This is a genomic window from Liquorilactobacillus ghanensis DSM 18630 (assembly GCF_001435235.1).
Taxonomy (GTDB): Bacteria; Bacillota; Bacilli; order Lactobacillales; family Lactobacillaceae; genus Liquorilactobacillus; species Liquorilactobacillus ghanensis.
In genome coordinates this window covers 23,314-48,090 of the sequence record NZ_AZGB01000005.1, presented here as the reverse complement: position 1 = coordinate 48,090, position 24,777 = coordinate 23,314, and the positions used below count along the sequence as shown (strand labels likewise).

The following is a 24,777-nucleotide window of genomic DNA, read 5'->3' as shown; positions in this document are numbered from 1 at the left end:
TCTCATTTTTTATTGAATAGACCGCCAGCTAAATAATCTCCGACTTGAGGGAACATATTATAGAGGTGGAACGCTGCTTCAAATAAATACGGTAGATTGAGTTCACGACGACTTGTTCCAATTGTTTTAACAATCTTTTCAGCTACTTCAGGGGCATCCAATGATAAGCGACCAATCTTATCCAAATAATGACCGCTGCGATCTGCAATTGAGAAGAATTCCGTTTTAATTGGACCCGGATTAACTGTTAAAACTGAAATGCCCAGTGGTTTTAACTCTAAGCGCAATGCATTTGAAAAAGCTAATACTGCCGCTTTAGTTGCTGCATAAACAGCTGATTTAGGTGTAGCAATTTTCCCAGCAATCGAAGCAATATTAACGATCGCCCCCATTTTACGTTCAGCCATTTTTACTCCAACAAAGCGGGCCAAGTACATTAACCCCAAAACGTTAACCCGAAACATTTTTTCCGTGATCGCCATATCAAAGTCCAAAAAATCTTCCATTAAACCAAAGCCGGCATCGTTAACTAAAACCGCAATTGGTCCCAACTCTTTTTCAATTTTTGCAACAGCCACTTCAATAGCTTGGGGATCACTGACATCCAGCTGCAGCGGCAAAGCCAAGCGGCCTGACAACTGCTGGCAACGTTGACTGACTTGTTGCAAACGTTCCAGTCTTCGCGCACAGACGACCACGATTGCTCCTCTTTCAGCTAATTGATAAGCTACTTGTTCACCTAAACCTGAAGAAGCACCGGTAACAACTGCAATTCGATTACGTAAATCCTTAAGCTGACTGTATCCTTTCATGCATGAACTCCTCGCTTTCTTGTAGGAAATGGAACGGCAAAGATATCAAAGTCCTTAACAACTTTTGTATTTGGAAAAATTTTACCAGCATCTTTAGCTAATTGCAAAGCCTGAATTCCAACATAACGCGCCGAAATATGGGTCAATAATAACTGCTTCACATGGCAGCGGACTGCACATTGCGCAGCTTCCACACAAGTTGAATGATAATAATCATGAGCCAAGCGTGATTCTCCTTTGCCAAAAGTACTTTCATGGACTAAGACATCAGCTCGCTCGGCTAATCTTTCAATTGCTGCTGTTTGCCGCGTATCACCCAAAATAGTAATAATTCGGCCTTTACGAGTTGGGCCAAGATAGTCATGACCATCAATAGTCCGACCATCAGTTAATGTAACTTTTTTCCCTGCTTTAAGCTGACCATAAAGCGGACCACTTGGAACTTGGTCTGCAATCAATTTTTCCACTAACAGTTCACCAGAATAATCTTTTTCTTCAATTCGATAGCCGTAACATTCAATTCGATGATTCAGATGCGCCGCGTAAACCCGAAAACGATTATTTTCGTAAATTAAACCGTCCTGCGTTAATTCAACAAACTTGATCGGGTAACTCAGACGGGATTGTGAAACTCGCAAGCTGGTTTTAACAAAATCTGCTACCCCTTGCGGTCCAAAAATAATCAGTGGTTCATTTTTTTGTGCTCCCTGAAAGGAACGGCTGCTTAAAAAGCCCGGCAAGCCAAATAAATGGTCACCATGCAAATGTGTAATAAAAATTTTGCTGACTTTACGAGGCTTAATTGTCGTTCGTAAAATTTGATGCTGTGTACCCTCGCCCACATCAAATAACCAAATTTCATTAATTTCTTCTAATAATTTCAATGCTACACTGGAGACATTCCGTGATTTTGCCGGCGATCCAGCTCCTGTTCCTAAAAATTCTAATTCCATAATTAATTCCATTCCATTAATTTTTATAAAGCTCATCAATAAATCTGACTACGCTTTATTTTATCATTATTCTAAATATTATCCAGCTTACTCATTTCGGCTGAAAACTATTTCCACTTATTTTTCCCTTGCTAAAAAAAGTTAGCGGTTCAATCCCGCTAACTTGCTAATTATTCTCCCTGCAAAATTTTTTTAGCCACAAAACTGCTATAAAATTTTAAACCATACTCGTTAGGGTGAACATTATCACTATAAAACCAATCGCTATGCTGTTTACTATAAGCATACCAATCAATTACTTTAAGATTTGAATAGCGGCTTTGCGCACTATTCAAGGCTTGATTAACCTGATCTTGCCACCGTCGTGTCGGTACGTGTGTATTGACCCAGAAAACTTTTCTTTGTTTCCCAATAATCTGCATAATTTGTTGTAATTGATCATCTGAAAAAGGTCCATTTGTCCCTAAACTAAGTAATACAGTCGGAGCCAATTTACCTTGTTGCGCCAATCCCTGCAAAACACCAATCGCATCTTTAGCTTGTCGACCAACTTTGGCATCAACATACATCTTAGGGAAAACCTGCTGTAAACTGACTGATCCATCAGCTAAAACCGAATCTCCTACTGCTGTGATCTGGAGTGTCGTTGCTTTTTGCTGCTCATCAGCAGTTAACTTTTCAGCTCCATCTGCTGCCGTAGAGCTGCTGGCTGCCGAGCTAGCTGAACTCGTCGAACTACTGATCGTTGCTGCCGAATCAGCCTGATTCTTATTTTTGCTGTTTCCCTCAACAGCCTGATTATGTTTTTTGACAGCCTGTTCGTTTGCATCAATTTTAGCTTGCAGATTTGAAACCTTTGCTTTTGTTTGGGCTGCTTGTGTGCTAAATGAACCAACCGCTGCCGTCAAACAAACAACTGCTGCTAAGACGACCCAAATTCGTTTTACCCCATAGCGTGAATCGCGTTTAACAAATTCCCGCAGAACCTCTTTTGTTCGATGATAATCAAAATGCTGCAAAGGACGTTCAATATAGGTATAAGACAAATGACTAACCAAAACAATAATTGCAATTTCAATTAAGGCGTGAAGCCAAGGATGTTGCGCAATATTTGTCACTTTGGCTTCATAAAAAATCATCACCGGATACTGATAAAGGTAAATTCCATAGCTCCGTTTACCTAACCAAGAAAAAAGCCGATTACTTAACAAACGATTTAAATCAGCTCCGGGATGAGCAACAGCCGCAATTAACATAACCGACAGTAATGAAAAGAAGAACATCCCACCGCGATAATTCAAATCACTTTCACCTGGCAGCTGAAAGAACATCCAAATAATCAAAAGCAATGCGGCAATTCCCACACCATCCAAGAAAAATCTAGCTGAGTTTTGCAAATCTTTCTTTAATGATGCACTAGGCCAAACAATTGAAAGCGAGGCACCTAAAAGAATTGAAAATATTCGAGTATCAGTTCCAAAATAAATTCGGGATGGATCTTGACCATGTCTAAAAAGCAGTGCCATTGCCAAAGCCGATAAAAAAGCACCGATAAAAATAATATCAAAGATTGGCTGTCTTCGACGCACAACTACCCATAAAAAGAGCAAAATCAATGGCCAAAACAAATAAAACTGACCTTCAATTGATAGTGACCACAGATGAACAAATGGTGACTGCGTTCCAAAACGATCAAAATACGATTGTCCTTGATGAACTTGCAGCCAATTATAAACGTATAAAAAGTTTGTAACTACTACTGCCCGTAAATTAAACAAAAGATTTCTTTGAAATAAGGTAATATATGCGGCAGTTGCAACTACCATTGTTACTAGTCCAGGATACAACCGGCGAATTCGTCGTTGATAAAAAGCCCAAACATCAATTTTTCCATTTTGATGCCATTCCTGATTTAGCAAATCGGTAATCAAATAACCTGATAAAACAAAAAAAATCGGTACCCCTAAATAACCGCCTTGAATATTATACGGCATTAGATGATACATAATAACCGCTACAACTGCTAGTGTTCTAACACCATCAAATCCAGTGATATAACGATGTTTTTTTAATCTTTGATTCATGATATAAACCCTCGATCAGTCTTAAAAAATTAATCAACAAATTCAAAGGTGAAGTCTTTAAGCCGTACTAGATCCCCATCTTTAGCTCCCCGTTCGCGTAACGCATCATCAACCCCCAAATGTCTCAATTGACGCGCCAAACGAGCTAAACTTTCATCGTGTTCCAAATTAGTCATATCAAACATTTTTTCAATCTTTTCACCGCTTAAAATCCAGACAGCATCGTCATCTCTGGTAATGGTGAATAAGGATTCAGTTTCTTCAGCACCAACACCTTGTTCAGCTTGTTGTTGTCGTTTTCTTTCTGCTAAAGTCGGATAAATCGGTGCAGTTGCTAACAAATCAGCCGCTTGATGCAACAGAGTTGTCAGTCCCTGATGTGTAACCGCCGAAATTTCAATAATTTGCGGAGATTCAGAAGTACTTTTTTGTAATTTTTGCCGAAAAGCAGCCAAATTTTCAGCTGAATCAGGCAAATCCATTTTAGTTGCAACAATAATTTGCGGTCGTTTCAGCAGCAATTCATCATAAACTTGCAGTTCTTGATTTAATTTCTGATAATCGGTAAAAGGATCGCGACCATCAGTACTGCTCATATCAATTAAATGCAGTAAGACTCGCGTTCGTTCAATATGGCGTAAAAATTTAATTCCCAAACCGACTCCCTGAGCTGCTCCTTCGATTAACCCCGGCATATCAGCCATTACAAAATCACGACCGTCATTTAAACGAACCATCCCCAGATTAGGTGCCAGGGTCGTAAAATGATAAGCTGCAATTTTGGGCTTAGCACTGGTTACTGCCGCCAACAACGTTGACTTGCCGACCGAAGGAAAACCTACCAAACCAACATCAGCCAAAACTTTCAATTCCAACTGCAGCACTTTTTCAATTCCCGGTTCACCATTTTCAGCAATTTCCGGTGCCGGATTCTTAGGGCTGGCGAAATGTATGTTTCCTCGGCCACCGCGACCGCCTTTAGCAACAATTAGCTGTTGCCCATCCTCGGTTAGATCACCTAAGACTTGCTGTGTTTCGGCATCTGAAACAGTCGTCCCTCGAGGAACTTTAATGATTAGATCTTTAGCTCCCCGGCCGTACATTCCCTTAATCATTCCTTTACCGCCGCTGGTTGCCTTAAAATGCCGATGATAGCGAAAATCCAATAAAGTACGCTGATCATTAGTCGCCTGTAAAATTACATTACCGCCGCGACCACCATCGCCGCCAGCGGGGCCACCCTTTGGAACATATTTTTCCCGCCGAAATGCTACCATTCCGTCGCCACCCTTACCAGATTTTACGTTAATTCTGACTTGGTCAACAAACATCTCTGCGCCTCCTTTTTTTACTTATCTTATGTTATATATTCTGATATTATATATCTTGAAACTACATGCACAACTATAACAGTTTTTCCAAAAGCGGTCAAAAAAGCCCCGATTATTTTCTAATTTATTATAAAAACCAAACAAATTAATTATTTGGTTTTTCTCAATCAACCATTTATAATCTTCTTACTGAACAAATTAATTATTAATTAAGGATGTTGCTACTTTGCAAGAAAAATATCGAAATTTAAAAATTGCTCAACACTGGGTCATGATCAGCTCCTTAGCATATGTTTTTTTAGCAATGTTAAAACTGGTCGTTGGTCAACTAAGTCATTCAGCCACTTTATTAGCTGATGCTTCAAATAATTTGACTGACATTTTATCATCAATAGCTATCATTTATGGACTCCATCTTGCCCGCCGACCACCTGATGAGCATCATCAATACGGCCATTGGAAAGCTGAAACAATCGCCACCTTTGCTACCTCATTAGTAATGCTGTTGGTTGGTGGAAGTGTCATTTATTCTTCAATCAAAGGCATCTTAGCAAACCAAACTTCGACCCCTGATATTTATGCCTTGTTTGTCGGTCTCTTCAGCGGTGGTTTAATGTATGCGATTTACCTACACAACGCTCGGATTGCTAAAAAGCTCAAATCTTCTTCTCTGCTGGCAATTGCCAAGGATACCCGTAATGACGCTTGGACTAGTTTTGGAACCAGTTTGACTATTATTGCCGCTAACCTGCATTTCCCACGCCTAGATAATATTGTTGCTTTACTGATTGGTGGCTTAATTCTGAAAACGGCTTACGATATCCTTTCCGACAGTGCTTTCGCCTTATCTGATGGTTTTGATGATGATTTGCTGGCACAGTATATTGCTGCAGTTAATCAGATTCCCGGTGTTGAACGAGTCCACAATATTCAAGGACGAACTTACGGAGCTAATGTTTTCGTTGACATTATCATCTGGGTCGATCCGCAAATGACCGTGCGTGAAAGCCACCATATAACTGAAAAGGTTGAAAGTCTACTACGCCGAAAATTCAATGTACTTGATACTGATGTCCATGTAGAGCCATGGGATGTTGATTATGAGCCGCAGCGGCCAAATGAATTAAATAGTCACTGAGATGCCTGCAGACTAATTTTGATTGTCTGAGCAACCTTATGCGAAATCCCTAATGCTTGCAGTTCTGAAAGTGAAGCTGCAGAAATTTTCTTAATTGAACCAAATTTCTTTAATAATTTAACTCGTGTCCTAGGACCGACCCCAGGAATTAAATCCAGTCTTGAAGCCAGCGAATGTTTTGAATGAGTTTGCCGATGAAAAGTGATTGCAAATCGGTGCACTTCATCTTGAATTCGCTGCAATAAATAAAATCCTTCACTTTTTGGATCAAGTGCTAACTTTTCAAAACGGCTGTTCATCAGATCAGCCGTTTTATGATGTTCATTTTTAACCATTCCGGCTACCGGGATAGTTAAATTTAATTCATTTTGTAAAACATCTTGTGCAGCTTCAATTTGAATTTCTGCTCCATCCATTAAAATCAGATCCGGCAATGGTGCCTTTTCTTTTAGCAGTCGCACGTACCGTCGCCGAATCACTTCACGAGTACTGGCAGCCTCATCAGCATGATCAACTGTTCGCAAACGATACTTACGATATTGACTTTTTTCTGCTCGCCCATCAATAAAGCAAACCATTGCCGAAACTAAATCAGTTCCTTGAATATGCGAGTGATCAAAAGCTTCAATGCGATGCCCCTGAGGCAGTTTAAGTGCCTGCATAATTTGACTCATTGCCCCGATTGTCTTCCGATCATCCAACTCCATTAAACGAAACTTTTCATCCAAAATCAGCTGGGCATTTTTTTGCGCTAATTCTAATAATTCGCGTTTTTGTCCACGCTGCGGCGTTCGAACCGGAACCTGTAAGATCTCACTTAAAACCTGATGATTAATTTTAGCAGGTACTAAAATTTCACGTGGCAAAATTTTATTTTTCTGATTATAAAATTGCAAAATAAAAGATTCCAATTCAGCTTCTGGTGTATCAATACATGGAAACAGCCGTTTTTCACGTTTCATTAATCTTGCCTGTCTGATATAAAAGACCTGCAATGAAAGCCAGCCTTTGTCCATATAAAAATTGAACAGGTCACGCGGTGTATTGTCGTTGGAAATAATTTTCTGTTTCTCAACGGTTACTTCAACATAATGAATTTGATCTCGAATCTCAGCTGCCCGCTCAAATTCCAATTTATTGGCAGCAGTAGTCATTTTATGTTGTAATTCGCGCTTAATATTACCAACATTGCCATTCAAAAATGATTTGATTTTACGAATCTGCCGTTGATATTTTTCTGGTGGGACCTCTTGAAAACAAGCCCCAAGACATTGTCCCATATGATAATACAAACATGGACGCTTTTGATAACCATTGCAGCGTCTTAAAGGATAAACTTTTTGCAGCAGCTGCATTGTTTCATCAGCAGCATATACATTGGGATAAGGTCCAAAATAATATCCGCCATCGTGCTCGACTTGACTGACGATCTTTAACTGTGGATCTTTTTCATGAGTAATTTTAATATACGGATAGCCTGTACCACGTTTTAACTTAATATTATAATAAGGTTTATGCTTTCGAATTAAAGTAATTTCCAATAAAAAAGCTTCTTTATCAGTTGAAGTGACGATCGTTTCAAAATCCCGAATTTCGCTAACTAGTCGCGCCGTTTTACCCTCATGGCTGCTTTTAAAATATGAGCGTACGCGATTTTTTAAATTTTTCGCCTTGCCAACATAGATAATTTTACTATTTAAGTCTTTCATCAAATAACATCCCGGCAAATCCGGTAACAGTTTCAATTTATTTTCAATATGTTGTGTTGCCATTCTAAATCCCTTCACGCTTAGATATCATTTGTATTATATGCCAAGAAGCAGTTCAAGGCTAACAATAAATTCAAAAAGACTACTTTATGTTTTTAATTTTATCACTTAAAATGGTATTTTCAGAAAAAAAAGTCAATAATCGCAATTGCAATTATTGACCCATTTTCATCCGGCACAATTAATTAACTAAGAATTTTAGAAAGAAAATCTTGCGCCCGTTCTGTCTTCGGATGAGCAAAGAAATCTTCTGGTTTGCCTTTTTCTTGAATATAGCCATCAGCCATAAACCAAATCTGATCAGCAACTTCTTTGGCAAACCCCATTTCATGGGTCACCACTACCATGGTCATCCCTGAATGGGCTAAATCACGCATAACTTTCAAAACTTCGCCAACCATTTCTGGATCCAATGCTGATGTTGGTTCATCAAAAAGCATAACTTCTGGATCCATTGCCAAAGCACGCGCAATTGCAACTCGCTGTTGTTGACCTCCCGAAAGGCTAGCCGGATATTCAGCCGCCTTATCTGCCAAACCGACTTGCGTCAACAATTTGTGCGCTTGTTTTTGCGCTTGGTCAGCTGACAAGCGGCGAACTTTTAACGGTGCTAATTGCAGATTATCCAAAACTGTTAAGTTAGGAAATAAATTAAAGCTCTGGAAAACCATCCCCATTTTTTGTCGCAGATGATTCAGCTCTTCTTCCTTAATTCCCGTCAAATCACTTCCTTCGAATAAAACCTTACCCGAAGTAGGTTCTTCTAAAACGTTTAAACAGCGTAAAAAGGTACTTTTCCCGGCTCCAGAAGGTCCAATGACACAAATTACCTGACCCGCTTTAACAGTTTCACTAATGTCTTTTAAGACGACATCATCACCAAAAGACTTTTTTAATTGTTGTACTTCAATAATAGTCTGTTCTTTATCCTTAAGCATGCTTCATCTTCCTCTCAAAATGTCCAAGTACATTAGATAAACCAAAGGTCATAATGAAATACAAAACCATCGCGATAAAGATTGGCAAGACGCCCTTATAGGTTGCTGCTTGGACCAACTGCATTTGATACATCAAATCTCCAACTCCAATAATTGATACGATTGAACTTTCCTTGATTAAGGTAATAAACTCATTGCCCAGTGCCGGCCAAATATTTTTCAACGCCTGTGGAATTACTACATAACGATAAGCTTCACGCTGTGACATTCCTAAGCTGCGAGCTGCTTCAGTTTGACCAACAGGAATTGATTGAATTCCAGAACGAATAATTTCTGCAACATAAGCACCTGAATTCAATGATACTGCAATAATCCCGGCAACTAACGCCGGCAATGATTGAATTATTGTCCCAATCCCAAAATAAACAAACATCACTTGAACCATCAAAGGTGTTCCCCGCACAAATTCAATATACCAAACTGCTATCAGATGAAAAATTTTAACATGTGATAATCTCATCAATGCGAAAAGCGTTCCTAAAAGAAAACCAAAGAAAACTGATACTGCTGTAATCAGCAAAGTATATTCAATTCCCTTAGCAAAATAAGTCCAATAATTCAACATCGTGCTTTTCTTAGTATTCGACGTCATATATTTACCGGCTTGCGGGATATATTTCTTGTTAATTAAATTTTGCTGTTTAATCTGCTTAATTGTTTTATTAGCAGCTGTTACCATACTGTCTGCACCTTTAGGAAAAGCAATTGCCGAACCAGTTTGACTTGAGGTAACATCAAAATGCGGATTAATAACTTTTAGTGACCGGTTGTTCTCCGCAAAGGCTTTAGCAGTTGCTTCTTCCATTGCAACAGCGTTGACTTTTCCTGATTGCAATGCAATTACCAAATCATTTAGTTTAGCTAGTCCCTTAATACTATTGCCCTTCATCTGCTCCTTAACTAGCTGATACTGCAAAGAACCGGTCTGAGCTCCAATGGTCTGGCCTTTAAAACTATGAATATTTTTATATTTAGCCGCATCCTTTTTGTTGATCAGCATATACTGATTGCCACGATAATAAAGTTGCGAGAAATTAACACTTTTTCTTCTCTCCGGTGTCGGATTCATGCCAGCAATGACCATGTCAACTTTATGCGTTTCTAGGGCAACTAATAAAGAATCAAAATCCATATTCTTAATTTCCAGTTTAACTCCTAGATTTTTTGCAAATTTTTTTGCAACATCCACATCTAAGCCGACATAATTTGTTTTTCCTGACTTTTTAACGGTAAATTCATATGGTGGATAATCAGCGCTGGTCCCAACTACCAACGTTCCCTTTTGCTTAACTTTCTGCAAATAATTATCCCCAGCCGCTTGAACATGACCAAAACTGATCAACATTCCCAGCATTAAAAAAACAAGCATGAGCAGCAACTTTTTAATTTTCATAACTCTAACCCCTTATTCAACTTAACTTAATAAAGTTAGTATACTTTAAAAAGTATTATTATGCAATAAAAAACAGAAATTAATTATTTTTATGCACTTTAGTTAATAAAAGCCAGTTACGTTTGCGATGTTTGAAAAAATTCATCATCTTTGCTAGAATAATGTTAAAGACTTATTTATATAAAGACGGAGGTTGAAAAGCAATATGGGACTTACCATTAATCGTCAAAACCAACTTGACCAGTTATTTGATAAATTTGCCGCTGATCCGCTTAAACCGACTGCAAAAAAAGAAGAAACTGAAAAAGACAGCAAAAAAACTACTAAAGATAAAAAATAACAAAAAGGGCCACCAGTTAAACTGGTGACCTCTTATTTTTCAGAAAAACTAAGTCTAAGCAAAAATCCCAACTACCGCAGTAATATTTGCCTTCAAATCTAGTTACCTTAACGTGCGTATATAATATCACTCTATTATTTCTGTTTTAACTTGCAAGTTTCGGTTTTACCAGCTTTTCAACAAATCAAAATCAGCTTGCAAATCTTTCAACCACTCATTTATCAGCCGAATAACCATGTGGATATCGTTTATTTAAAGTAGCAATATTGGTTTTTGCTACTTGTTCGAAAGGAACATCTGCCCATTGTGCGATTTGGGATAAATACCAAAGCACGTCGCCCATTTCTTTAATCATTTCTTTGCGATCTAATTCTTTGCCCTTAAAAGTATAGTTTTTAATTAAATCAATCAATTGTCCACTTTCTCCGGCTAACCCCAGAGCACAATTCGTTAAAATTTGTTCGTTACCATAAAGCGTGCGATTAGCTGCTCGCTGATATTCGTTAAATTCCATTTATACCACCTATCCTCTTAATTTAGCTGTTGATTAAGCCAGTTCCAAACTTCAGCTTGACCATAACGTTCAACTGTTGAATAAAGGATCAACTCTTCGTTTTTGGCGATTTGCAGCTGCTGTTTAAATACTGAATTAATCTTATTTCTTTGATTACGAGGAACTTTATCCGTTTTAGTTGCAACGACCAAAACCGGCAATTGATAGTAACGCAAAAATTCTACCATTTGCTTATCCAGTTCCATCGGCTGGTGACGACCATCGATTAATGATATAACGCCGCGTAAGTTTTCACGCTGTGTCAAATAATTCTCGATCATTTTCCCCCAATCAGCTCGCTGTTTTTTTGAAACCTTAGCATACCCATAGCCAGGAACATCGATCAACCGCCATTTTTGATCAATCGTATAAAAATTTAGCGTTTGCGTTTTCCCGGGCTGATTTGAAGTTCGAGCAAATCCCTTTCTGCCGACCAACGAGTTGACCAACGAAGACTTGCCAACATTTGAACGGCCAACCAGAGCAATCTCTGGCAATTGATCTCCTGGATACTGTGCTGGTCCAACTGCACTGATTTGCAATTCAATTTGATGTGTTTTCATTTATGCACCAACCTTCCAAATTTAAATTCTATCATAATTTTCCAGATTGCTCAGTAATAAGCCGAAAAAAGAAGATGAAGCTCACACTTTCATCTTCAATCTCCAACTCAATTTACTGCGAATAAGAAAGGTTTATGTTATCTATAATTAATTTTACTAGTTTTTTCTTAGAATGAAAGACCCGCTAGTAAATTTTTTTAATTGCCCAATCTAACCACTTTTCACGTAAAATAATAAATAGGGCAGCGAGATTTCGGTAATCGAAAAAATTTACTAAATCCAACCATTACGCAAAAAGTGCAGTAAAATTATATTGCTAATTTTACTGCACTTATTTTCGAACACTGGCTAATACAATTTAAAAACAAAAAAGCGCTCCAAGCTTTTACTTAGAACACCCGTTATTACAAATTGAATAAACTTAATTACTTAACTTTAACAACTTCTTTGCCATCATAATAACCACAACTTGGGCAAACACGATGTGATTTTCTTAATTCACCACAATTTGGGCAAGCACTCAAGCCAGGTACTTGAAGTTTATAATGGGTGCGACGAAGACGTTTCCGTGTTTTCGAAGTTTTTCTTGCTGGAACAGCCATTAAAGCCACCTCCTTTAAAATAAATATTCAACAAACAAAATTGTACCGGTTATTCTGCATTTTTGCAACCAACACTGCCATTAATCCTTAAAAAAATCTTTAAGCTTAGCTAATCGAGGATCAACTTGCACCTTAGCATTCGCTGAGCTGCCTTCTTCAACTACTTGCCAATCATTTCCCTTTGGCAATTCGGTTTTCCCAGCAGCTTCTTCCGGTGTCAAAACCTTTAGTGGCAAACGCGCTAGAACATTTTCACAAACCACTTCGCTCAAATCCAACAAACCATCCGCCAAAAAAATAACAACGTCATTTTTGCCAAATTCTGCCAAATTATCAGTTTGATGATCAACGTAATACTCACTAACTGTAAATGAAAGCTCAGTGTTTACCGGTTGTAATGAGCGTGTTGATGGTAAAACCAGCTTAATTTTGATTTTAAAAGTTCCCAACAGTCCTAATTGATCTAATGAAAAAAAGCCGTTAACTTTAGCCGGAGAAACTGAGATAACATTCTCATTTTTGCTTTTAATTAACGATGAAATATCGACCGTTTCATTCAACGCCAACGGTTCTGTACAATTTCGGCGTAATTCATCAAGCGTCCATTTTATCAAAAAGATTCCTCCAATACAACAAGATTGATTATACCGGGCAACTAAAGCAATGTCAATGGTTTTTACTTGACAGCTGATTAACGATCTAAAATTATTGGTGAACGTTTTAGATCCTGTTGTTCATGCCAAATAGTTGCATAAACCCGGCCTGCTTTGTAATCATTTTGCATAATTCCGTTTTTTTCATCTTGCGATACTTTAGCAATCAGCGGCCAAAGACTATTTTTTTTGACACAATGAAGCAAGCGCTGACCCGCAGTATCAAAACCTAATATCCGTAAATACGGCTGCTGCCACTGCTGTTCAACTTCTTGACTGGTCAACTGCAACAAAATGATGACCGCTAAACGACTAAGATGCGTATAAGTATACCGTTTAGTCTTAACTTTTTTTAACCATGTTTCAAAAGTAATTGGTGAGTCATTTAAAAATTCCAACTGTTGAAGTAAGCGATACTCTACTCCTGCCGTAACATCATAAAGTTGACGTAAGCGGGCTAGCGGTGTAACCAACAGTTGATACCGAAGTAATGGCCAAAAATCATCCCAACTAACTGGCTGCTTTCTTTGGATAATTGTTCGACTGGTTGCAGGCAAATATGGAACGATTTTATGAGGATCATGCTGCCAAGCACGACGAATAGCTGATGCACTAGCAATCGCCTGACCAGCTGGCAATTGCTGTTCATGATAAGCTGCACCAATTCGCTGCATTGGCCATATTTTGATAGCTGCCTGATTAGCTAAGATTGCTTTGGCATAGGCTAACCCCAGTAAATCATTAGGTTGATCAACTGAGTGGCCTAATTTATCAGTAACTGCCCGCTGATAAGCTGCTGCATAAGACTCATTAAATTGCCGAAAATCACCATGGACCCGCTGAACTTTTTTAGCCATTGCTAAAAAATCATAGTCGGCATGCTCCGCTCCAAAAGCCAGATAATCAATTCTCAGCTCTTTAAGCAATTTAATTGCCCCATCGGCAAAACGATCTGCCGGCTGTACACAATATGCAACTGGTAATTCAATAACTAAATTGACTCCTGCCGCCAAAGCTTGCTTTGCCCGCGTCCATTTATCAACACAAGCTGGCTCGCCTCTTTCTAAAAAATTGCCGCTCATAACAACTACAATTACCGCCTTAGGAAAATGGCGGCGAATTGTTTGTAGCTGGTAAAGATGTCCGTTATGAAACGGATTATATTCAGCTATGATTCCCACAACCGTCATTTTCTTCACCTATTTCATGCAATTATTCTGTCAACTGACCTAAATCAAGCTGCGGTGCCTGCGACCAAAGTTTTTCCAAGTTATAAAATTTACGAGTTTCGGTTTGAAAAATATGAACGATCACATCACCTAAATCAATTAAAACCCAACTTTTACTGTTTTTACCATCAATTTGACTAATTTGATAATCTTCGGCAGTCACCTTTTCTTCAATTTCTTCTGCTATCGCTTGAACTTGTCGCTGACTGTCTGCTTGCATGATCACAAATTGATCTGCTACTGCTGTTAATTGCTGCACATCCAAAATTACGATGTCTTCAGCATGTTTATCATCCGCTGCATTAACAATTGTTTTTAATAATTTTAAATTTTTCAAATTAATAATTCAACTCCCTTAATTTTTTACAACTAACTGATTATAAAGATCCATCGCTCCCGGATAAATTGTTTGGCTGGCATTTAATAAATAGTTTAAAGTATGCTTGGTTTCAAATGCTACCGCTTGATCCAAATCACTTTTAGCAATAGCACGTGCCATCGCAACATCCGGGAAGTCCCTTCCCGGTTCTATAAAATCGGCTACATAGATTACTTTATCCAAAGTAGTCATTGTTTTAGCACCAACTGTATGCCGGCGGACAGCATTTAAAATTGCTGTATCGGTAATTTTTAATTCAGTCTTGATGATCTCAGCTCCAACAACTCCATGCCAAATAAAATTACCCCAGTTTAACAAATCCGGATCTAGTTTATATTGCTTGATAGCCTGCTTGAATTCGTCATCCGAACGGTTTTTAGTATAATCATGCACTAAAGCCGCCACACTAGCCTGTTCTAAATCAACTTGGTTGGCAGCAGCCAATGCTAAAGCAGCCTGCTCAACACCTAAAATATGCTGATAACGTTTTGCTTTAACACTTTTTTTTACCGCTTGCAGCAATTCTTGGCGGGAACCAGGAAAATAATGCTGCTGATATTCAATTTCTTTCACGATAAAGACCTTCTTTTTGAATATATTGATTAACATTATCCGGTACCAAATAACGAATCGATTGACCCAGAGCAACCTTTTGCCTGATCTCGGTTGAACTAATCTGAATCAGCGGAACGTCAACCCACATAATTGGATAAATGCTTTCCAAAGAAAAGCCAGCACGTTTTACGCCGACAAAATGCACTAATTTAACCAATTCATCGATTCGATGCCATTTAGGCAAATAAGCAACCATATCGCCACCAATGATAAAGTATATTTCATATTCTGGATGCTTAGCCAACAGTTGTTTGATGGTATCGTAAGTATAACTGATGCCACCGCGTTTCAACTCACAAGTCTCCAATTCAAAATGCGGATTATCAGCGATACTTGCCTGGACCATTTCTTTTCGATGATTGGCCGCAATTGCCTCTTTATGATCAACATGTGGCGGATTAGCATCCGGCATGAACAAAACTTTTTCCAATCCCAATTGCTCGTATACCTGTTCCGCAATAATCAAGTGACCAATATGCGGCGGATTAAAAGTTCCACCTAGAATTCCGATTCGTTTTTTGTTGAGAACTGATTCAGTCTGCAAAACAGGTTTAACGATCGGTTTTTGATAGGTAACTACTGTCAAATTGCTCACTCCTTAGTCGACGCTAGTTGCTTTAATTGCGTCGAAAAGTTCCGATTAGCGAGTTTCTTGGCTGGACAATAAACCGTTAAAACATGGCCTAAAATCTGAATCACCTGCATTTTTGAATTTGCTTCTAAAAATTCTTTTGTTTCCAATTCATCAACTGCCGCATTGGCTAAAACTGAAATTTTTAACAATTCTCGCTTCTCAATTGCTAGCTTTAGCTGTTCAAGCCACTCTGGTGAACAACCTTCTTTACCTACTTGCACTACTGGTCGCATAGTATGTGCTTGGGCTTTCAGCCATTTTTTTTGTTTATTATTTAAATTTTCTGAGCTCATTTTAAATCATTGCCTTCCTAATTGAAACACCGACTCCTGCTGCTGTCCAAATTGCAACCGTTGTATTAGCTGACACTGTTATCCAACCTAATCCAGCTAATACAATGTCACTTTTTTGTTCTGCTTTAAAAATATGCCGTTTGGGATGGGCAAACTCAGCAGTATTTTGTTCGAATGGCGGCTGCAACAAACCACCTAAATGCCGTTCAAAAAAACTATCAGCGTTGGCAGTCTTTGTTCGATGAATTAACAACCGATTGCTTAAATAAACAACAACTGATTTGCTCTCGCTGCTCAAATAATCAAAACGTGCCAGTCCGCCTAAAAACAAAGTCTGATTCGAATTAAGCTGATAAGTTTTCGGCTTTAACTCGCTTGCTGGTTGCACATACTTCAATTCTTTGGGACTTAGACGATTAGTCAGCTGCTTAGTTTGAACAATACCAGGAGTATCCCACAAATTGCCACCATCATCTAAAGGTAATTTGATAATATCCAAAGTTGTTCCTGGGAAGCGCGAAACCGTCAATAAGTCATCATTACCACCAGAACGCGCTACTAAACGATTAATCAGTGTTGACTTGCCGACATTAGTTACACCAACCACACAAACATCTCTTTTTTGACGATAATTATTGATTTGTGTTAGTAAATCATCAATTCCCAAGTTTTTAGCCGCACTAATTAGTACTACCGCAACCGGATGCAATCCGATTTCATAGGCCCGCTGCCGCAGCCACTCTTTAATTTTAGTTCTTTTAAGTGATTTAGGCAGTAAATCGGCTTTATTGCCAACTAATATAATTGGATTATCGCCCACAAAACGCGGTAAAGATGCTAAAACCGATCCATTAAAGTCGAAGATATCAACCACATTGACTACCAATGCCTGCTGTTGACCAACTTTTGTCAATATCTGTAAAAAATCATCATTAGTTAATGAGACCGGCAGCATTTCATTATAATGCCGTAAACGAAAACACCTTTGACAATAAAGTTCGTTGTTGCCAGCTGCAATGCTTTTTTCTAAAACATTTTCAGGAACAAATCCTAGTCCTTGCGGATCAGTTGTTTGCAGCTTAACTCCACAACCAATACAATATTGCGCTTTAGCGACCATCGAGTTTCTTCCCCCATTTTCTTGCCATTAAATTTTTCTTCTGCAAATAATGTTTCAGTATTCTTTCAAAAAAACGGTTAATTTTAGTATTCCAAGCATCGGTTTCGACTAAAGGTCGGACCAAAACACTGCGAATACCGGCACGATTAGCCGCAATAACATCTGTTAATAATTGATCACCAATTAAAACAACTTCTTGCTTTTTTAGACCAGAAACTTTGACTGCGCGCTCAACACCCACTCCCAAAGGTTTCATTGCCCGAGCAACAAAAGTCAAGTTGAGTGGTGCAGCAAAAGCCGCGATCCGAACCCGACTATTATTTGAAACAATGATTACTGGAATTGAAGCAGTTTTCATTTGCTTAAGCCAAGTCTTTAACCGCTGCGATCCGTTTGGCTGATTCCAAGCAATCAAAGTGTTATCCAAATCGGTTAAGATTGCTTTGATTCCTTGGGCCTCCAAGTCTTGCGGTGTTAAATCAAAAATTGATTCTAACATCCAGGTTGGTTTTAACCGTGTAAACATACGTGACACTCCCATTTTCTTTTGACCTTTATTATAGGTCAAAAACAACATAATACGCAAAACAAAGTCAAACATGCTTTATTGATTTAAATCTATTATAGCAATTAAAACTAAAGGCCTGGATCAAAACAAAAGTTTTGTCCCGGCCTTTACAGTTTTTATCTCCAATAAAACATCTTACTTAGCTAATGCCTTTTTTGCTTCTGCAACTATTGCTGTAAAACCAGCTTCATCAGTAACTGCTAAATCAGCAAGCATTTTACGGTTGACTTCAATCTCAGCCAACTTCAATCCATGCATCAATTGACTATAACTAATATCGTTCATCCGTGCAGCAGCATTGATCCGTGCAATCCATAATTTACGAAAATTAGTTTTGTTTTTACGACGATCACGAAATGCATATTGGTATGATTTTAAAACCTGTTCTTTAGCTGATTTAAATAGAACTCGCTTTGAACCGCGATATCCTTTAGCTAATTTAATAATCTTTTTACGACGCTGACGCGTAACTGTACCGCCCTTAACACGTGGCATAATAATTCCTCCCTTAAAATTGCCCGATGAAATCGAGCAGCCCTGCTGAGAACTGCAATAAAATCAATCTTTTATTCAGTTCTATTGATATTTGCGAACAAACGTGTCTCAAAAGTCAGACTTTTTCACTTAATCCAAATTACTCACAGTTAACTCTACAAACTGGTAGGTACTTTCGCATTAAAGTTCAAAGACTGGTAACTTTTGCACCACTTTCATTTTATGAAAATTATTTAACTTGTGACAGCATCTGTTTGATCCGCTTCATATCTGAACTCGAAACCATTGATGCTTTACGCAATTGACGGCGCTGCTTCTTTGTTTTTCCGTGGAAACGATGGCTGGTAAAAGCATTTGAACGCTTCAATCCACCATTTCCTGTCCGCTTAAAGCGTTTAACCGATGCGCGATGTGTTTTTTGTTTTGGCATAACCTATTCTTCCTCCTAAATATTAAGCTTTGTTTTCAGTCTTAGGAGTAAGCATCATAAACATACTCCGGCCGTCCATTTTAGCTCTAGATTCAACAACAGCAATATCAGCTGTCGCTTTAGCGAAGCGATCCAAAACCCCGTAACCAATTTCCTTATGGGTAATTGCTCGACCCTTAAACCGAATCGAAACTTTAACTTTATCACCCTTAGCCATAAACTTACGAGCATTTTTCATTTTGGTATTAAAATCATTAATATCAATTGTTGGACTCAATCGAACTTCTTTGACGTTAACAATTTTTTGGTTTTTTCGCGCTTCACGCTGCTTTTTCTGCAACTCAAAACGATACTTTCCATAATCCATGACTCTGGCAACTGGTGGCTTTGCCTTAGGGGCAACTAACACGAGATCTAAGCTTTCTTGTTCAGCAATTTTTAATGCTTCTTGCTTAGACTTAACTCCTAATTGCGAACCATCACCGGCAATCAGCCGAACTTCACGGGCACGAATGCCTTCGTTAACCATTTTATCAATTGCTATGGTCTTTCACCTCCATTAAAATTTCAGAGAAATGCAGCAGAAAAGCGGGAAACTCTTCACAGTTCCCCGCTTAAAATTGAATATTAAATCGTTCATCGGCCCACAGGCTCATGTCTGCTAGGCGAGAAGCGGGCGCTTCTGCTTTTTTCTCAACTTCTATAGGTTACCAACTTTCAAATTAAAAGTCAAGCAATCTCTTGGAATTAATTATTTTCGCGACTGTAACTTGCAATATCTTCTGTAACTTCTTTAATAAAATCAGTAACTGACATAGTTGTCGTAGTTTCTTCGCCGTATTTTCTGACGGTTACCTGATCGGCAGCAACTTCTTTATCCCCCACAACTAAGGTATACGGAATCTTATTAACCTGTGCTTGGCGAATCTTGTAACCCATTTTTTCATTCCGATCATCAATCTGAACCCGAACATGACCACCAACTAAACGATCACGCAATTTTTGACTGTAAGCCAAATGCAAATCATTATTTACTGGAATTATTGCCACTTGCTGTGGAGCTAACCAAGTTGGGAAAGCTCCCTTATAAATTTCGGTCAAATAAGCAGTGAATCGTTCCATTGTCGACACAATTCCGCGATGAATCATGACCGGACGATGTTCTTGACCATCTGCACCAATATAATGCAAATCAAATCTTTCTGGCAGTAAGAAGTCTAACTGAATAGTTGATAAAGTTTCTTCACCGCCAAGAGCTGTTTTGGTTTGAACATCTAATTTTGGACCATAGAAAGCTGCTTCGCCTTCTGCTTCAAAATATTCCAATCCCAAATCATCCATTGCTGATTTAAGCATCTGCTGAGATCTTTCCCACATCTCATCGTCATCAAAGTACTTGCGCTTATTAGCTGGATCACGATAACTCAACCGGAAACGATAGTCGGTAATATCGAAGTCAGCATAGACACTAACCATTAACTGTAAAATTTTCTTAAATTCAGATTCGATCTGATCAAGTGCTACAAATGTATGACCATCATTCAAAGTCATTTCGCGAACTCGAGACAAACCGGTCAACGCACCAGATTTTTCATAACGATGCATCATACCTAATTCGGCAATTCGCAATGGCAACTCACGATAAGAGCGAATATGATGATTATAAATCTGAATATGTGAAGGGCAGTTCATCGGACGCAACTCCAGCATTTCACCATCGCCCATATCCATTGGTGGGAACATATCCTCCCGATAATGATCCCAATGGCCGGATTGTTTATATAAGTCTAAATTAGCTAATACGGGTGTGTAAACATGTTGATAGCCATCGGCAACTTCTTTGTCAACAATATAACGTTCAATCGTTCGGCGAATTGTCGCTCCTTTAGGCATCCAATAAGGAAGGCCGGCTCCAACTTTAGGATCAACAAAGAATAGATCCAATTCATTACCAATTACCCGATGATCACGCTCATGTGCTTCCTTTTGGCGAGCCAATTCAGCGTCCAAATCTTTTTGCTTGAAGAAAGCTGTTCCGTATATCCGCTGCAGCATCGGATTGCTTGAAGCACCCTTCCAATACGCACCAGCTACTGATAACAACTTAAAGACTTTTAAAGCACTCGTATTCCCTAAAACTGCCTTTACTGAAAAATCATAGTAATCACCCAGTTTGATCGCAGTAATTTTTTGATTCGCAGTAGCCTGTTCATTGATTAACTCTTTTCGGTATGGGTCATCGCCAACCAATTTAAGTGCTGCTTGGACATCGAATTCAACTTCTTCTAACGGTACTGCTTGCTTAACAATCTTTTGAAAATGCTGACTCAACTTTTCAAAGTCTGTTTCCGCTACTTGGCCTTCACGATTGTCGGTATCTAAAAAGAAACCATGTTCAGTAACATTACTTTCGCCAAAATACATTTTAGGGTATAACTGCTGCAAAACAGCCCCCAAAACAACTGCACCCGTTTGCCAAAGAATCGGCAAAGCTGCCGGTTCATCCTTGGTTAAAATTTCAATTTTACCATCAGTTATTAACTGATGATTTAGTCCAACTACTTGCCCGTTAAATTTTGCTCCAACAGCCTTTTTAGCTAAACTATTGCTGATTGATGCCGCAAGTTCTTTAACTGTTGTTGCAATCGAAAATTCTTTTTCAGTACCATCAGGAAATTCAATTTTTATCTTTGACATGCTAAACCCTCCTAAATTTTTGGAAAATAAAAACCCAGATATACAATTTGTATATCTGGGACGTTTATCCGTGGTTCCACCCAACTTCAAGATTGGTCAAACCAATCTTCTCTAGTCCGTGCTTAACGGTCACGGCCCGACCCAACTTTTCATTGAGCAGTAAATGGAAGTGGTAAACCGAATCAAAGGCAGCTTCTCAATCAACTACTGCCATCCCTGTAGTTATCGGTCGTTTATCTTCCACATCAATTACTTACTATTAAACCACTCGCTTTTTAAAAAAACAAGCTTTAATTTAAATTTTTATTGTCTGCGTCGATTTTGACCGATCATTACAATTTCCCGACTCAAATAACGTACCCGTTCCATGATTCGTTGGGCTTTTAACGGTTCAGCTTCTCCACGATTATTAACGGTCAAATATTCACCCAGCAACTGCTGCTGTGATAAATTCGAACTAAAAAAAGTCGCCAATTGTTCCTGCATTCGATATTGTAAAATTACACCTAAAACGTCATCTCTAATCCAACTGGACAACTGGTCGGCACCAATATCATCAAGCATCAACACCGGAACTTTCTTAACTGTTTCAATCAATGGTGTATTCTGACTGGTCCCAATTGAATTTTTCAATTTAACCGCAAATGAAGGGAAATGAACCAGCATCGAAATTATATTTTCCGCTGCCAGTTGATTTGCAATTGCTGCTAATAAATAAGTTTTTCCAACGCCAAAACTACCCGATAAATAGAGACCTTGATGAAATTCATGCGGTGTCGCCAAATACTGTTGAATAAACTCAGTGGCCGCATTAGCAGCTCGCTCGCGCCCAGCAATTTCAAAGTCAGCCAAGCTTGCTTGGCGTAAAGACTTAGGCAGATTCAACAACTTGACTCGCGAGTGAACTTCAGCTAATTTCCGCTCTACCAGCAGCTGCTGACTGGGAACATAAGCAACTTCAAAAGTATGATTAACTACACTGAGTTTAGGTTCATATCCTGGAGCTAAAGTCGATTCACCACGCTTAAGCTGATTTTTAATTGTTACGAACTCATAAACCTTGCTGGCACTGCGTTTTAATTCTTCATTGGTTAATTCAGAACGGTGTTTTGCAATTAATGCTTGAACTTCAGGATCAGCAAAGGCTTGTTTTACCAGTTGTCGATAGTTTTCATTCCAATGGTGATTGGCTAATTCTTTGCCGAATTCCTTGCCGATATCTTTCATCAATCGCCACCTCCTTTAATATCAGGATTTTTTGCGCGTAAGTTTATTAATTTTTTGTTGCAATTTTTGGCGTTCCTCAGCAGAATAATTTGCTTCTTTCACTGGTTTAAAATCATTTTGTGCCCAATCAGGCAATTTTTCTTTTTGGACAATTTTTTTTGCTGAGTAACGTCTGTTTGTTTGCTGTACTGGTGATTTTGGTTGATTGACCTGTCTGACTTGCTGAATGGCCTGAACAGCTGAAGAAATCTTTTTTTTCTTCCAATCAGCCGCTACTTTTTCAAAAAACGCGCGATTTAAACTAGTCATCCCCCGATCAACAATCATGTAATGAATCAAAACATTGATAACCTCAGGTGAAAAATAATTCAGCTGAACAAAATTTTCAATCAAGTGTTGCTCTGAATTAGTAACAAAACTTCCTTCTTCGTCTTTAAGCGTCTGCAAAAACTCCAACGGTGCATATGCTTGGCAAGCCGTTAATAAGGGTTGATCGTCTGCTTGAACTGCCGCTGATGCAACCTTGTTATTTTCAGTCGTTTTGCTGATACTTGTCTCAGAAGATCGTGAATTCTTTGATCGATTATTTTGGTGTAGCAACTGCGCAAACAGTTTAAAGTCCACTTGGTTTGTTTGCATATCAGCAGCATTTTCCAGCAGTTTAAGCAAAGATAGTTCATCAAGCCCATAGACCACATTGGCAGTTGCTAAAAAACGACGATGCTGCCAGATCTGAGTTGTATCCAAAAATGACCGCTGTAATAATGTTTTCAAAAAAGCAAAATCCAATGAACAACCCTTAATAAGTGGTACTGCCGGTGGCTGTAACTGTAATTTTAAGTCATTGACTTGTGCATTAGACAGCTCCGTTTGATTAACTTGATATATTTCTAAAAAGCTTTTAGAAATTTCAGTTCCGGCAGTTGCTGGATCAGGTGCTGTCTTAAAAAAATGTTGGTAAAGACGGCGATAAGCCGGTTCACCAACAGTTTCCAACAATAGGCTGCGCAACAAGTCGTCTTGAAAAAAGGTTTCCGGTTGTACCGGACGTTGGACCCAAAATGATACTTGCTCATCAAAAGCGGCTTTTTTTTGAAAAGTTCTAAGCAATCCCAAGGCCTCTAATTGTGACTGCGAATTAGCAAAATCAGGCAAACCGATAGCTAATTGTTCCAATAAACGCTTAATTTCCAGCTTTTCAGTCGTTACTTGTGCTAATGAGTGCAATAAATTATAAACAGCCGCTGCTGCCGCTCCCAACATTGGCTGATAAAGCCAGAGTACTATCTCTAAATCGCTGCTAAATAACCGTTGTTGGGCTGTTGCAATAAAATGAGTCGTAGGTGACAGCTTAAATTCCTGTTTATCCATTCAATAACACCTGCCATTTCACCTTATTTTTCTTTTTTTTCTTGATCTGCTGCGTTGTTGTTTTTTTTATCGCGAGCCATCATTTCTTCTAATTCTTTCATAAAAACACTCATATCTTTAAACTGACGGTAAACACTCGCAAAACGAATATAAGAAATCTCATCAACATCAGCCAGCAAACCCATAATGTACTCACCAATCAGCTGCGTTGAAACTTCATTTTCTCCAAGTGTGCGAACTTTACTTTCTACTTCATCAACAATTTTAGTGATTTCTTCCATCGCGACCGGTCGCTTTTCCGCGGCACGAATAATTCCGCGCAAAATTTTTTCCCGGCTGAATTCTTCTCGATCACCATTTTTTTTAATTACCAGCAGCGGAGTTTCTTCAATTCGTTCGAATGTTGTGAAACGAAAACCACACGCTTCACATTCTCGTCGACGCCGAATAACCTTACCATCATCGGTTGGCCGACTGTCAACTACACGCGAACCATTATGCTGACAATGAGGACATCTCATTTATTTCAC

General features: G+C 38.7%; 27 protein-coding genes and 1 other annotated feature. Of the genes, 2 read left to right on the top strand and 25 right to left on the bottom strand.

The window, feature by feature from the left end; all coding sequences use genetic code 11:
* Positions 1-2: 2 nt before the first annotated feature.
* The 4 genes from FC89_RS01880 to obgE form a co-directional block, all read right to left on the bottom strand.
* Positions 3-812 (bottom strand): SDR family NAD(P)-dependent oxidoreductase, encoded by an 810-nt coding sequence (locus FC89_RS01880; RefSeq protein ID WP_057870857.1) that lies wholly within the window; start codon positions 810-812, stop codon positions 3-5.
* Positions 809-1,765, bottom strand: coding sequence for a ribonuclease Z (gene rnz / locus FC89_RS01875; protein WP_057870856.1), 957 nt, complete (start codon positions 1,763-1,765; stop codon positions 809-811). The genes FC89_RS01880 and rnz overlap by 4 nt, the downstream gene beginning before the upstream one ends.
* 170 nt (positions 1,766-1,935) lie before the next feature.
* Positions 1,936-3,849, bottom strand: a complete 1,914-nt coding sequence (locus FC89_RS01870; RefSeq protein WP_057870855.1) for an acyltransferase family protein — start codon at positions 3,847-3,849, stop codon at positions 1,936-1,938.
* A gap of 29 nt (positions 3,850-3,878) precedes the next feature.
* Complete coding sequence (obgE, locus tag FC89_RS01865) at positions 3,879-5,180, bottom strand: GTPase ObgE (RefSeq protein WP_057870854.1); 1,302 nt, start codon at positions 5,178-5,180, stop codon at positions 3,879-3,881.
* Positions 5,181-5,406: 226 nt separating this feature from the next.
* Between obgE and FC89_RS01860 the strand changes: the two genes are divergently transcribed.
* Positions 5,407-6,318 carry a cation diffusion facilitator family transporter gene (locus FC89_RS01860; RefSeq protein ID WP_057870853.1) on the top strand — a complete coding sequence of 304 codons (912 nt, stop codon included), beginning with the start codon at positions 5,407-5,409 and terminating at the stop codon, positions 6,316-6,318.
* Here FC89_RS01860 and uvrC read toward each other — a convergent pair.
* The 3 genes from uvrC to FC89_RS01845 all read right to left on the bottom strand — a co-directional run bounded on the left by uvrC (position 6,312) and on the right by FC89_RS01845 (position 10,478).
* Entirely contained in the window at positions 6,312-8,090 is a 1,779-nt protein-coding gene (gene uvrC / locus FC89_RS01855) for an excinuclease ABC subunit UvrC (protein WP_057870852.1), read from the bottom strand. The genes FC89_RS01860 and uvrC overlap by 7 nt on opposite strands.
* 182 nt (positions 8,091-8,272) lie before the next feature.
* Complete coding sequence (locus FC89_RS01850) at positions 8,273-9,025, bottom strand: amino acid ABC transporter ATP-binding protein (protein WP_057870851.1); 753 nt, start codon at positions 9,023-9,025, stop codon at positions 8,273-8,275.
* Positions 9,018-10,478, bottom strand: a complete 1,461-nt coding sequence (locus FC89_RS01845) for an ABC transporter substrate-binding protein/permease (protein ID WP_057870850.1) — start codon at positions 10,476-10,478, stop codon at positions 9,018-9,020. Before FC89_RS01845 ends, FC89_RS01850 begins: the two co-directional genes overlap by 8 nt.
* A 205-nt stretch (positions 10,479-10,683) precedes the next feature.
* Here FC89_RS01845 and FC89_RS12880 point away from each other — a divergent pair, with 205 nt between their 5' ends.
* Complete coding sequence (locus FC89_RS12880; RefSeq protein WP_268872013.1) at positions 10,684-10,818, top strand: SPJ_0845 family protein; 135 nt, start codon at positions 10,684-10,686, stop codon at positions 10,816-10,818.
* A gap of 214 nt (positions 10,819-11,032) precedes the next feature.
* Here the strand turns inward: FC89_RS12880 and FC89_RS01840 are convergent, their stop codons facing one another.
* The 18 genes from FC89_RS01840 to nrdR all read right to left on the bottom strand — a co-directional run bounded on the left by FC89_RS01840 (position 11,033) and on the right by nrdR (position 24,768).
* Positions 11,033-11,332: a nucleoside triphosphate pyrophosphohydrolase family protein gene (locus tag FC89_RS01840; protein WP_057870849.1), complete on the bottom strand. Its 300-nt coding sequence runs from the start codon at positions 11,330-11,332 to the stop codon at positions 11,033-11,035.
* Between the two features lie 17 nt (positions 11,333-11,349).
* Entirely contained in the window at positions 11,350-11,934 is a 585-nt protein-coding gene (yihA, locus tag FC89_RS01835) for a ribosome biogenesis GTP-binding protein YihA/YsxC (RefSeq protein WP_057870848.1), read from the bottom strand.
* 425 nt (positions 11,935-12,359) lie between these two features.
* A complete protein-coding gene (rpmF, locus tag FC89_RS01830) occupies positions 12,360-12,536 on the bottom strand; it encodes a 50S ribosomal protein L32 (RefSeq protein ID WP_057870847.1) in 177 nt (58 codons plus the stop codon).
* Between the two features lie 80 nt (positions 12,537-12,616).
* Positions 12,617-13,150 (bottom strand): YceD family protein, encoded by a 534-nt coding sequence (locus FC89_RS01825; RefSeq protein ID WP_057870846.1) that lies wholly within the window; start codon positions 13,148-13,150, stop codon positions 12,617-12,619.
* Positions 13,151-13,227: 77 nt separating this feature from the next.
* The gene (locus FC89_RS01820) at positions 13,228-14,379 is read right to left on the bottom strand and encodes a nucleotidyltransferase (protein ID WP_057870845.1); all 1,152 of its coding nucleotides are present in this window, start codon (positions 14,377-14,379) and stop codon (positions 13,228-13,230) included.
* 22 nt (positions 14,380-14,401) lie between these two features.
* Complete coding sequence (gene rsfS / locus FC89_RS01815) at positions 14,402-14,755, bottom strand: ribosome silencing factor (RefSeq protein ID WP_057870844.1); 354 nt, start codon at positions 14,753-14,755, stop codon at positions 14,402-14,404.
* An 18-nt stretch (positions 14,756-14,773) separates the two neighbouring features.
* Positions 14,774-15,370: a bis(5'-nucleosyl)-tetraphosphatase (symmetrical) YqeK gene (gene yqeK / locus FC89_RS01810; protein WP_157060631.1), complete on the bottom strand. Its 597-nt coding sequence runs from the start codon at positions 15,368-15,370 to the stop codon at positions 14,774-14,776.
* The gene (locus FC89_RS01805) at positions 15,357-16,007 is read right to left on the bottom strand and encodes a nicotinate-nucleotide adenylyltransferase (protein ID WP_415589243.1); all 651 of its coding nucleotides are present in this window, start codon (positions 16,005-16,007) and stop codon (positions 15,357-15,359) included. Before FC89_RS01805 ends, yqeK begins: the two co-directional genes overlap by 14 nt.
* The gene (locus FC89_RS01800) at positions 16,004-16,339 is read right to left on the bottom strand and encodes a YhbY family RNA-binding protein (RefSeq protein WP_057870841.1); all 336 of its coding nucleotides are present in this window, start codon (positions 16,337-16,339) and stop codon (positions 16,004-16,006) included. The genes FC89_RS01805 and FC89_RS01800 overlap by 4 nt, the downstream gene beginning before the upstream one ends.
* 1 nt (position 16,340) lies before the next feature.
* Positions 16,341-17,459, bottom strand: a complete 1,119-nt coding sequence (gene yqeH, locus FC89_RS01795; RefSeq protein WP_057870840.1) for a ribosome biogenesis GTPase YqeH — start codon at positions 17,457-17,459, stop codon at positions 16,341-16,343.
* Complete coding sequence (locus tag FC89_RS01790) at positions 17,449-17,985, bottom strand: YqeG family HAD IIIA-type phosphatase (RefSeq protein WP_057870839.1); 537 nt, start codon at positions 17,983-17,985, stop codon at positions 17,449-17,451. Before FC89_RS01790 ends, yqeH begins: the two co-directional genes overlap by 11 nt.
* Positions 17,986-18,162: 177 nt before the next feature.
* The gene (rplT, locus tag FC89_RS01785; protein WP_057870838.1) at positions 18,163-18,522 is read right to left on the bottom strand and encodes a 50S ribosomal protein L20; all 360 of its coding nucleotides are present in this window, start codon (positions 18,520-18,522) and stop codon (positions 18,163-18,165) included.
* A 229-nt stretch (positions 18,523-18,751) separates the two neighbouring features.
* A complete protein-coding gene (rpmI, locus tag FC89_RS01780) occupies positions 18,752-18,952 on the bottom strand; it encodes a 50S ribosomal protein L35 (protein WP_057735940.1) in 201 nt (66 codons plus the stop codon).
* A gap of 22 nt (positions 18,953-18,974) precedes the next feature.
* Positions 18,975-19,481, bottom strand: coding sequence for a translation initiation factor IF-3 (infC, locus tag FC89_RS01775; protein ID WP_057870837.1), 507 nt, complete (start codon positions 19,479-19,481; stop codon positions 18,975-18,977).
* A gap of 47 nt (positions 19,482-19,528) precedes the next feature.
* Positions 19,529-19,646 (bottom strand) — a sequence feature (ribosomal protein L20 leader region).
* 53 nt (positions 19,647-19,699) lie between these two features.
* Positions 19,700-21,649 carry a threonine--tRNA ligase gene (gene thrS, locus FC89_RS01770; protein ID WP_057870836.1) on the bottom strand — a complete coding sequence of 650 codons (1,950 nt, stop codon included), beginning with the start codon at positions 21,647-21,649 and terminating at the stop codon, positions 19,700-19,702.
* 303 nt (positions 21,650-21,952) lie between these two features.
* Entirely contained in the window at positions 21,953-22,876 is a 924-nt protein-coding gene (gene dnaI / locus FC89_RS01765; RefSeq protein WP_057870835.1) for a primosomal protein DnaI, read from the bottom strand.
* Positions 22,877-22,897: 21 nt separating this feature from the next.
* Positions 22,898-24,247, bottom strand: a complete 1,350-nt coding sequence (locus FC89_RS01760) for a DnaD domain protein (protein WP_057870834.1) — start codon at positions 24,245-24,247, stop codon at positions 22,898-22,900.
* Positions 24,248-24,270: 23 nt separating this feature from the next.
* Positions 24,271-24,768 (bottom strand): transcriptional regulator NrdR, encoded by a 498-nt coding sequence (gene nrdR / locus FC89_RS01755; RefSeq protein ID WP_057870833.1) that lies wholly within the window; start codon positions 24,766-24,768, stop codon positions 24,271-24,273.
* Between the last annotated feature and the right edge of the window lie 9 nt (positions 24,769-24,777).

Excerpts from the sequence above, each read along its gene's own strand:
- dnaI (WP_057870835.1), bottom strand. The coding sequence starts at position 22,876 with ATGAAAGATATCGGCAAGGAATTCGGCAAAGAATTAGCCAATCACCAT.
- rpmF (WP_057870847.1), bottom strand. The coding sequence starts at position 12,536 with ATGGCTGTTCCAGCAAGAAAAACTTCGAAAACACGGAAACGTCTTCGT.
- rplT (WP_057870838.1), bottom strand. The coding sequence starts at position 18,522 with ATGCCACGTGTTAAGGGCGGTACAGTTACGCGTCAGCGTCGTAAAAAG.
- infC (WP_057870837.1), bottom strand. The coding sequence starts at position 19,481 with ATGGTTAACGAAGGCATTCGTGCCCGTGAAGTTCGGCTGATTGCCGGT.
- FC89_RS01760 (WP_057870834.1), bottom strand. The coding sequence starts at position 24,247 with ATGGATAAACAGGAATTTAAGCTGTCACCTACGACTCATTTTATTGCA.
- obgE (WP_057870854.1), bottom strand. The coding sequence starts at position 5,180 with ATGTTTGTTGACCAAGTCAGAATTAACGTAAAATCTGGTAAGGGTGGC.
- yqeH (WP_057870840.1), bottom strand. The coding sequence starts at position 17,459 with ATGGTCGCTAAAGCGCAATATTGTATTGGTTGTGGAGTTAAGCTGCAA.
- FC89_RS01790 (WP_057870839.1), bottom strand. The coding sequence starts at position 17,985 with ATGTTTACACGGTTAAAACCAACCTGGATGTTAGAATCAATTTTTGAT.
- FC89_RS01870 (WP_057870855.1), bottom strand. The coding sequence starts at position 3,849 with ATGAATCAAAGATTAAAAAAACATCGTTATATCACTGGATTTGATGGT.
- rnz (WP_057870856.1), bottom strand. The coding sequence starts at position 1,765 with ATGGAATTAGAATTTTTAGGAACAGGAGCTGGATCGCCGGCAAAATCA.
- FC89_RS01820 (WP_057870845.1), bottom strand. The coding sequence starts at position 14,379 with ATGACGGTTGTGGGAATCATAGCTGAATATAATCCGTTTCATAACGGA.
- thrS (WP_057870836.1), bottom strand. The coding sequence starts at position 21,649 with ATGTCAAAGATAAAAATTGAATTTCCTGATGGTACTGAAAAAGAATTT.
- FC89_RS01845 (WP_057870850.1), bottom strand. The coding sequence starts at position 10,478 with ATGAAAATTAAAAAGTTGCTGCTCATGCTTGTTTTTTTAATGCTGGGA.
- nrdR (WP_057870833.1), bottom strand. The coding sequence starts at position 24,768 with ATGAGATGTCCTCATTGTCAGCATAATGGTTCGCGTGTAGTTGACAGT.
- uvrC (WP_057870852.1), bottom strand. The coding sequence starts at position 8,090 with ATGGCAACACAACATATTGAAAATAAATTGAAACTGTTACCGGATTTG.
- FC89_RS01880 (WP_057870857.1), bottom strand. The coding sequence starts at position 812 with ATGAAAGGATACAGTCAGCTTAAGGATTTACGTAATCGAATTGCAGTT.
- FC89_RS01840 (WP_057870849.1), bottom strand. The coding sequence starts at position 11,332 with ATGGAATTTAACGAATATCAGCGAGCAGCTAATCGCACGCTTTATGGT.
- yihA (WP_057870848.1), bottom strand. The coding sequence starts at position 11,934 with ATGAAAACACATCAAATTGAATTGCAAATCAGTGCAGTTGGACCAGCA.
- rpmI (WP_057735940.1), bottom strand. The coding sequence starts at position 18,952 with ATGCCAAAACAAAAAACACATCGCGCATCGGTTAAACGCTTTAAGCGG.
- FC89_RS01800 (WP_057870841.1), bottom strand. The coding sequence starts at position 16,339 with ATGAGCTCAGAAAATTTAAATAATAAACAAAAAAAATGGCTGAAAGCC.
- FC89_RS01850 (WP_057870851.1), bottom strand. The coding sequence starts at position 9,025 with ATGCTTAAGGATAAAGAACAGACTATTATTGAAGTACAACAATTAAAA.
- FC89_RS12880 (WP_268872013.1), top strand. The coding sequence starts at position 10,684 with ATGGGACTTACCATTAATCGTCAAAACCAACTTGACCAGTTATTTGAT.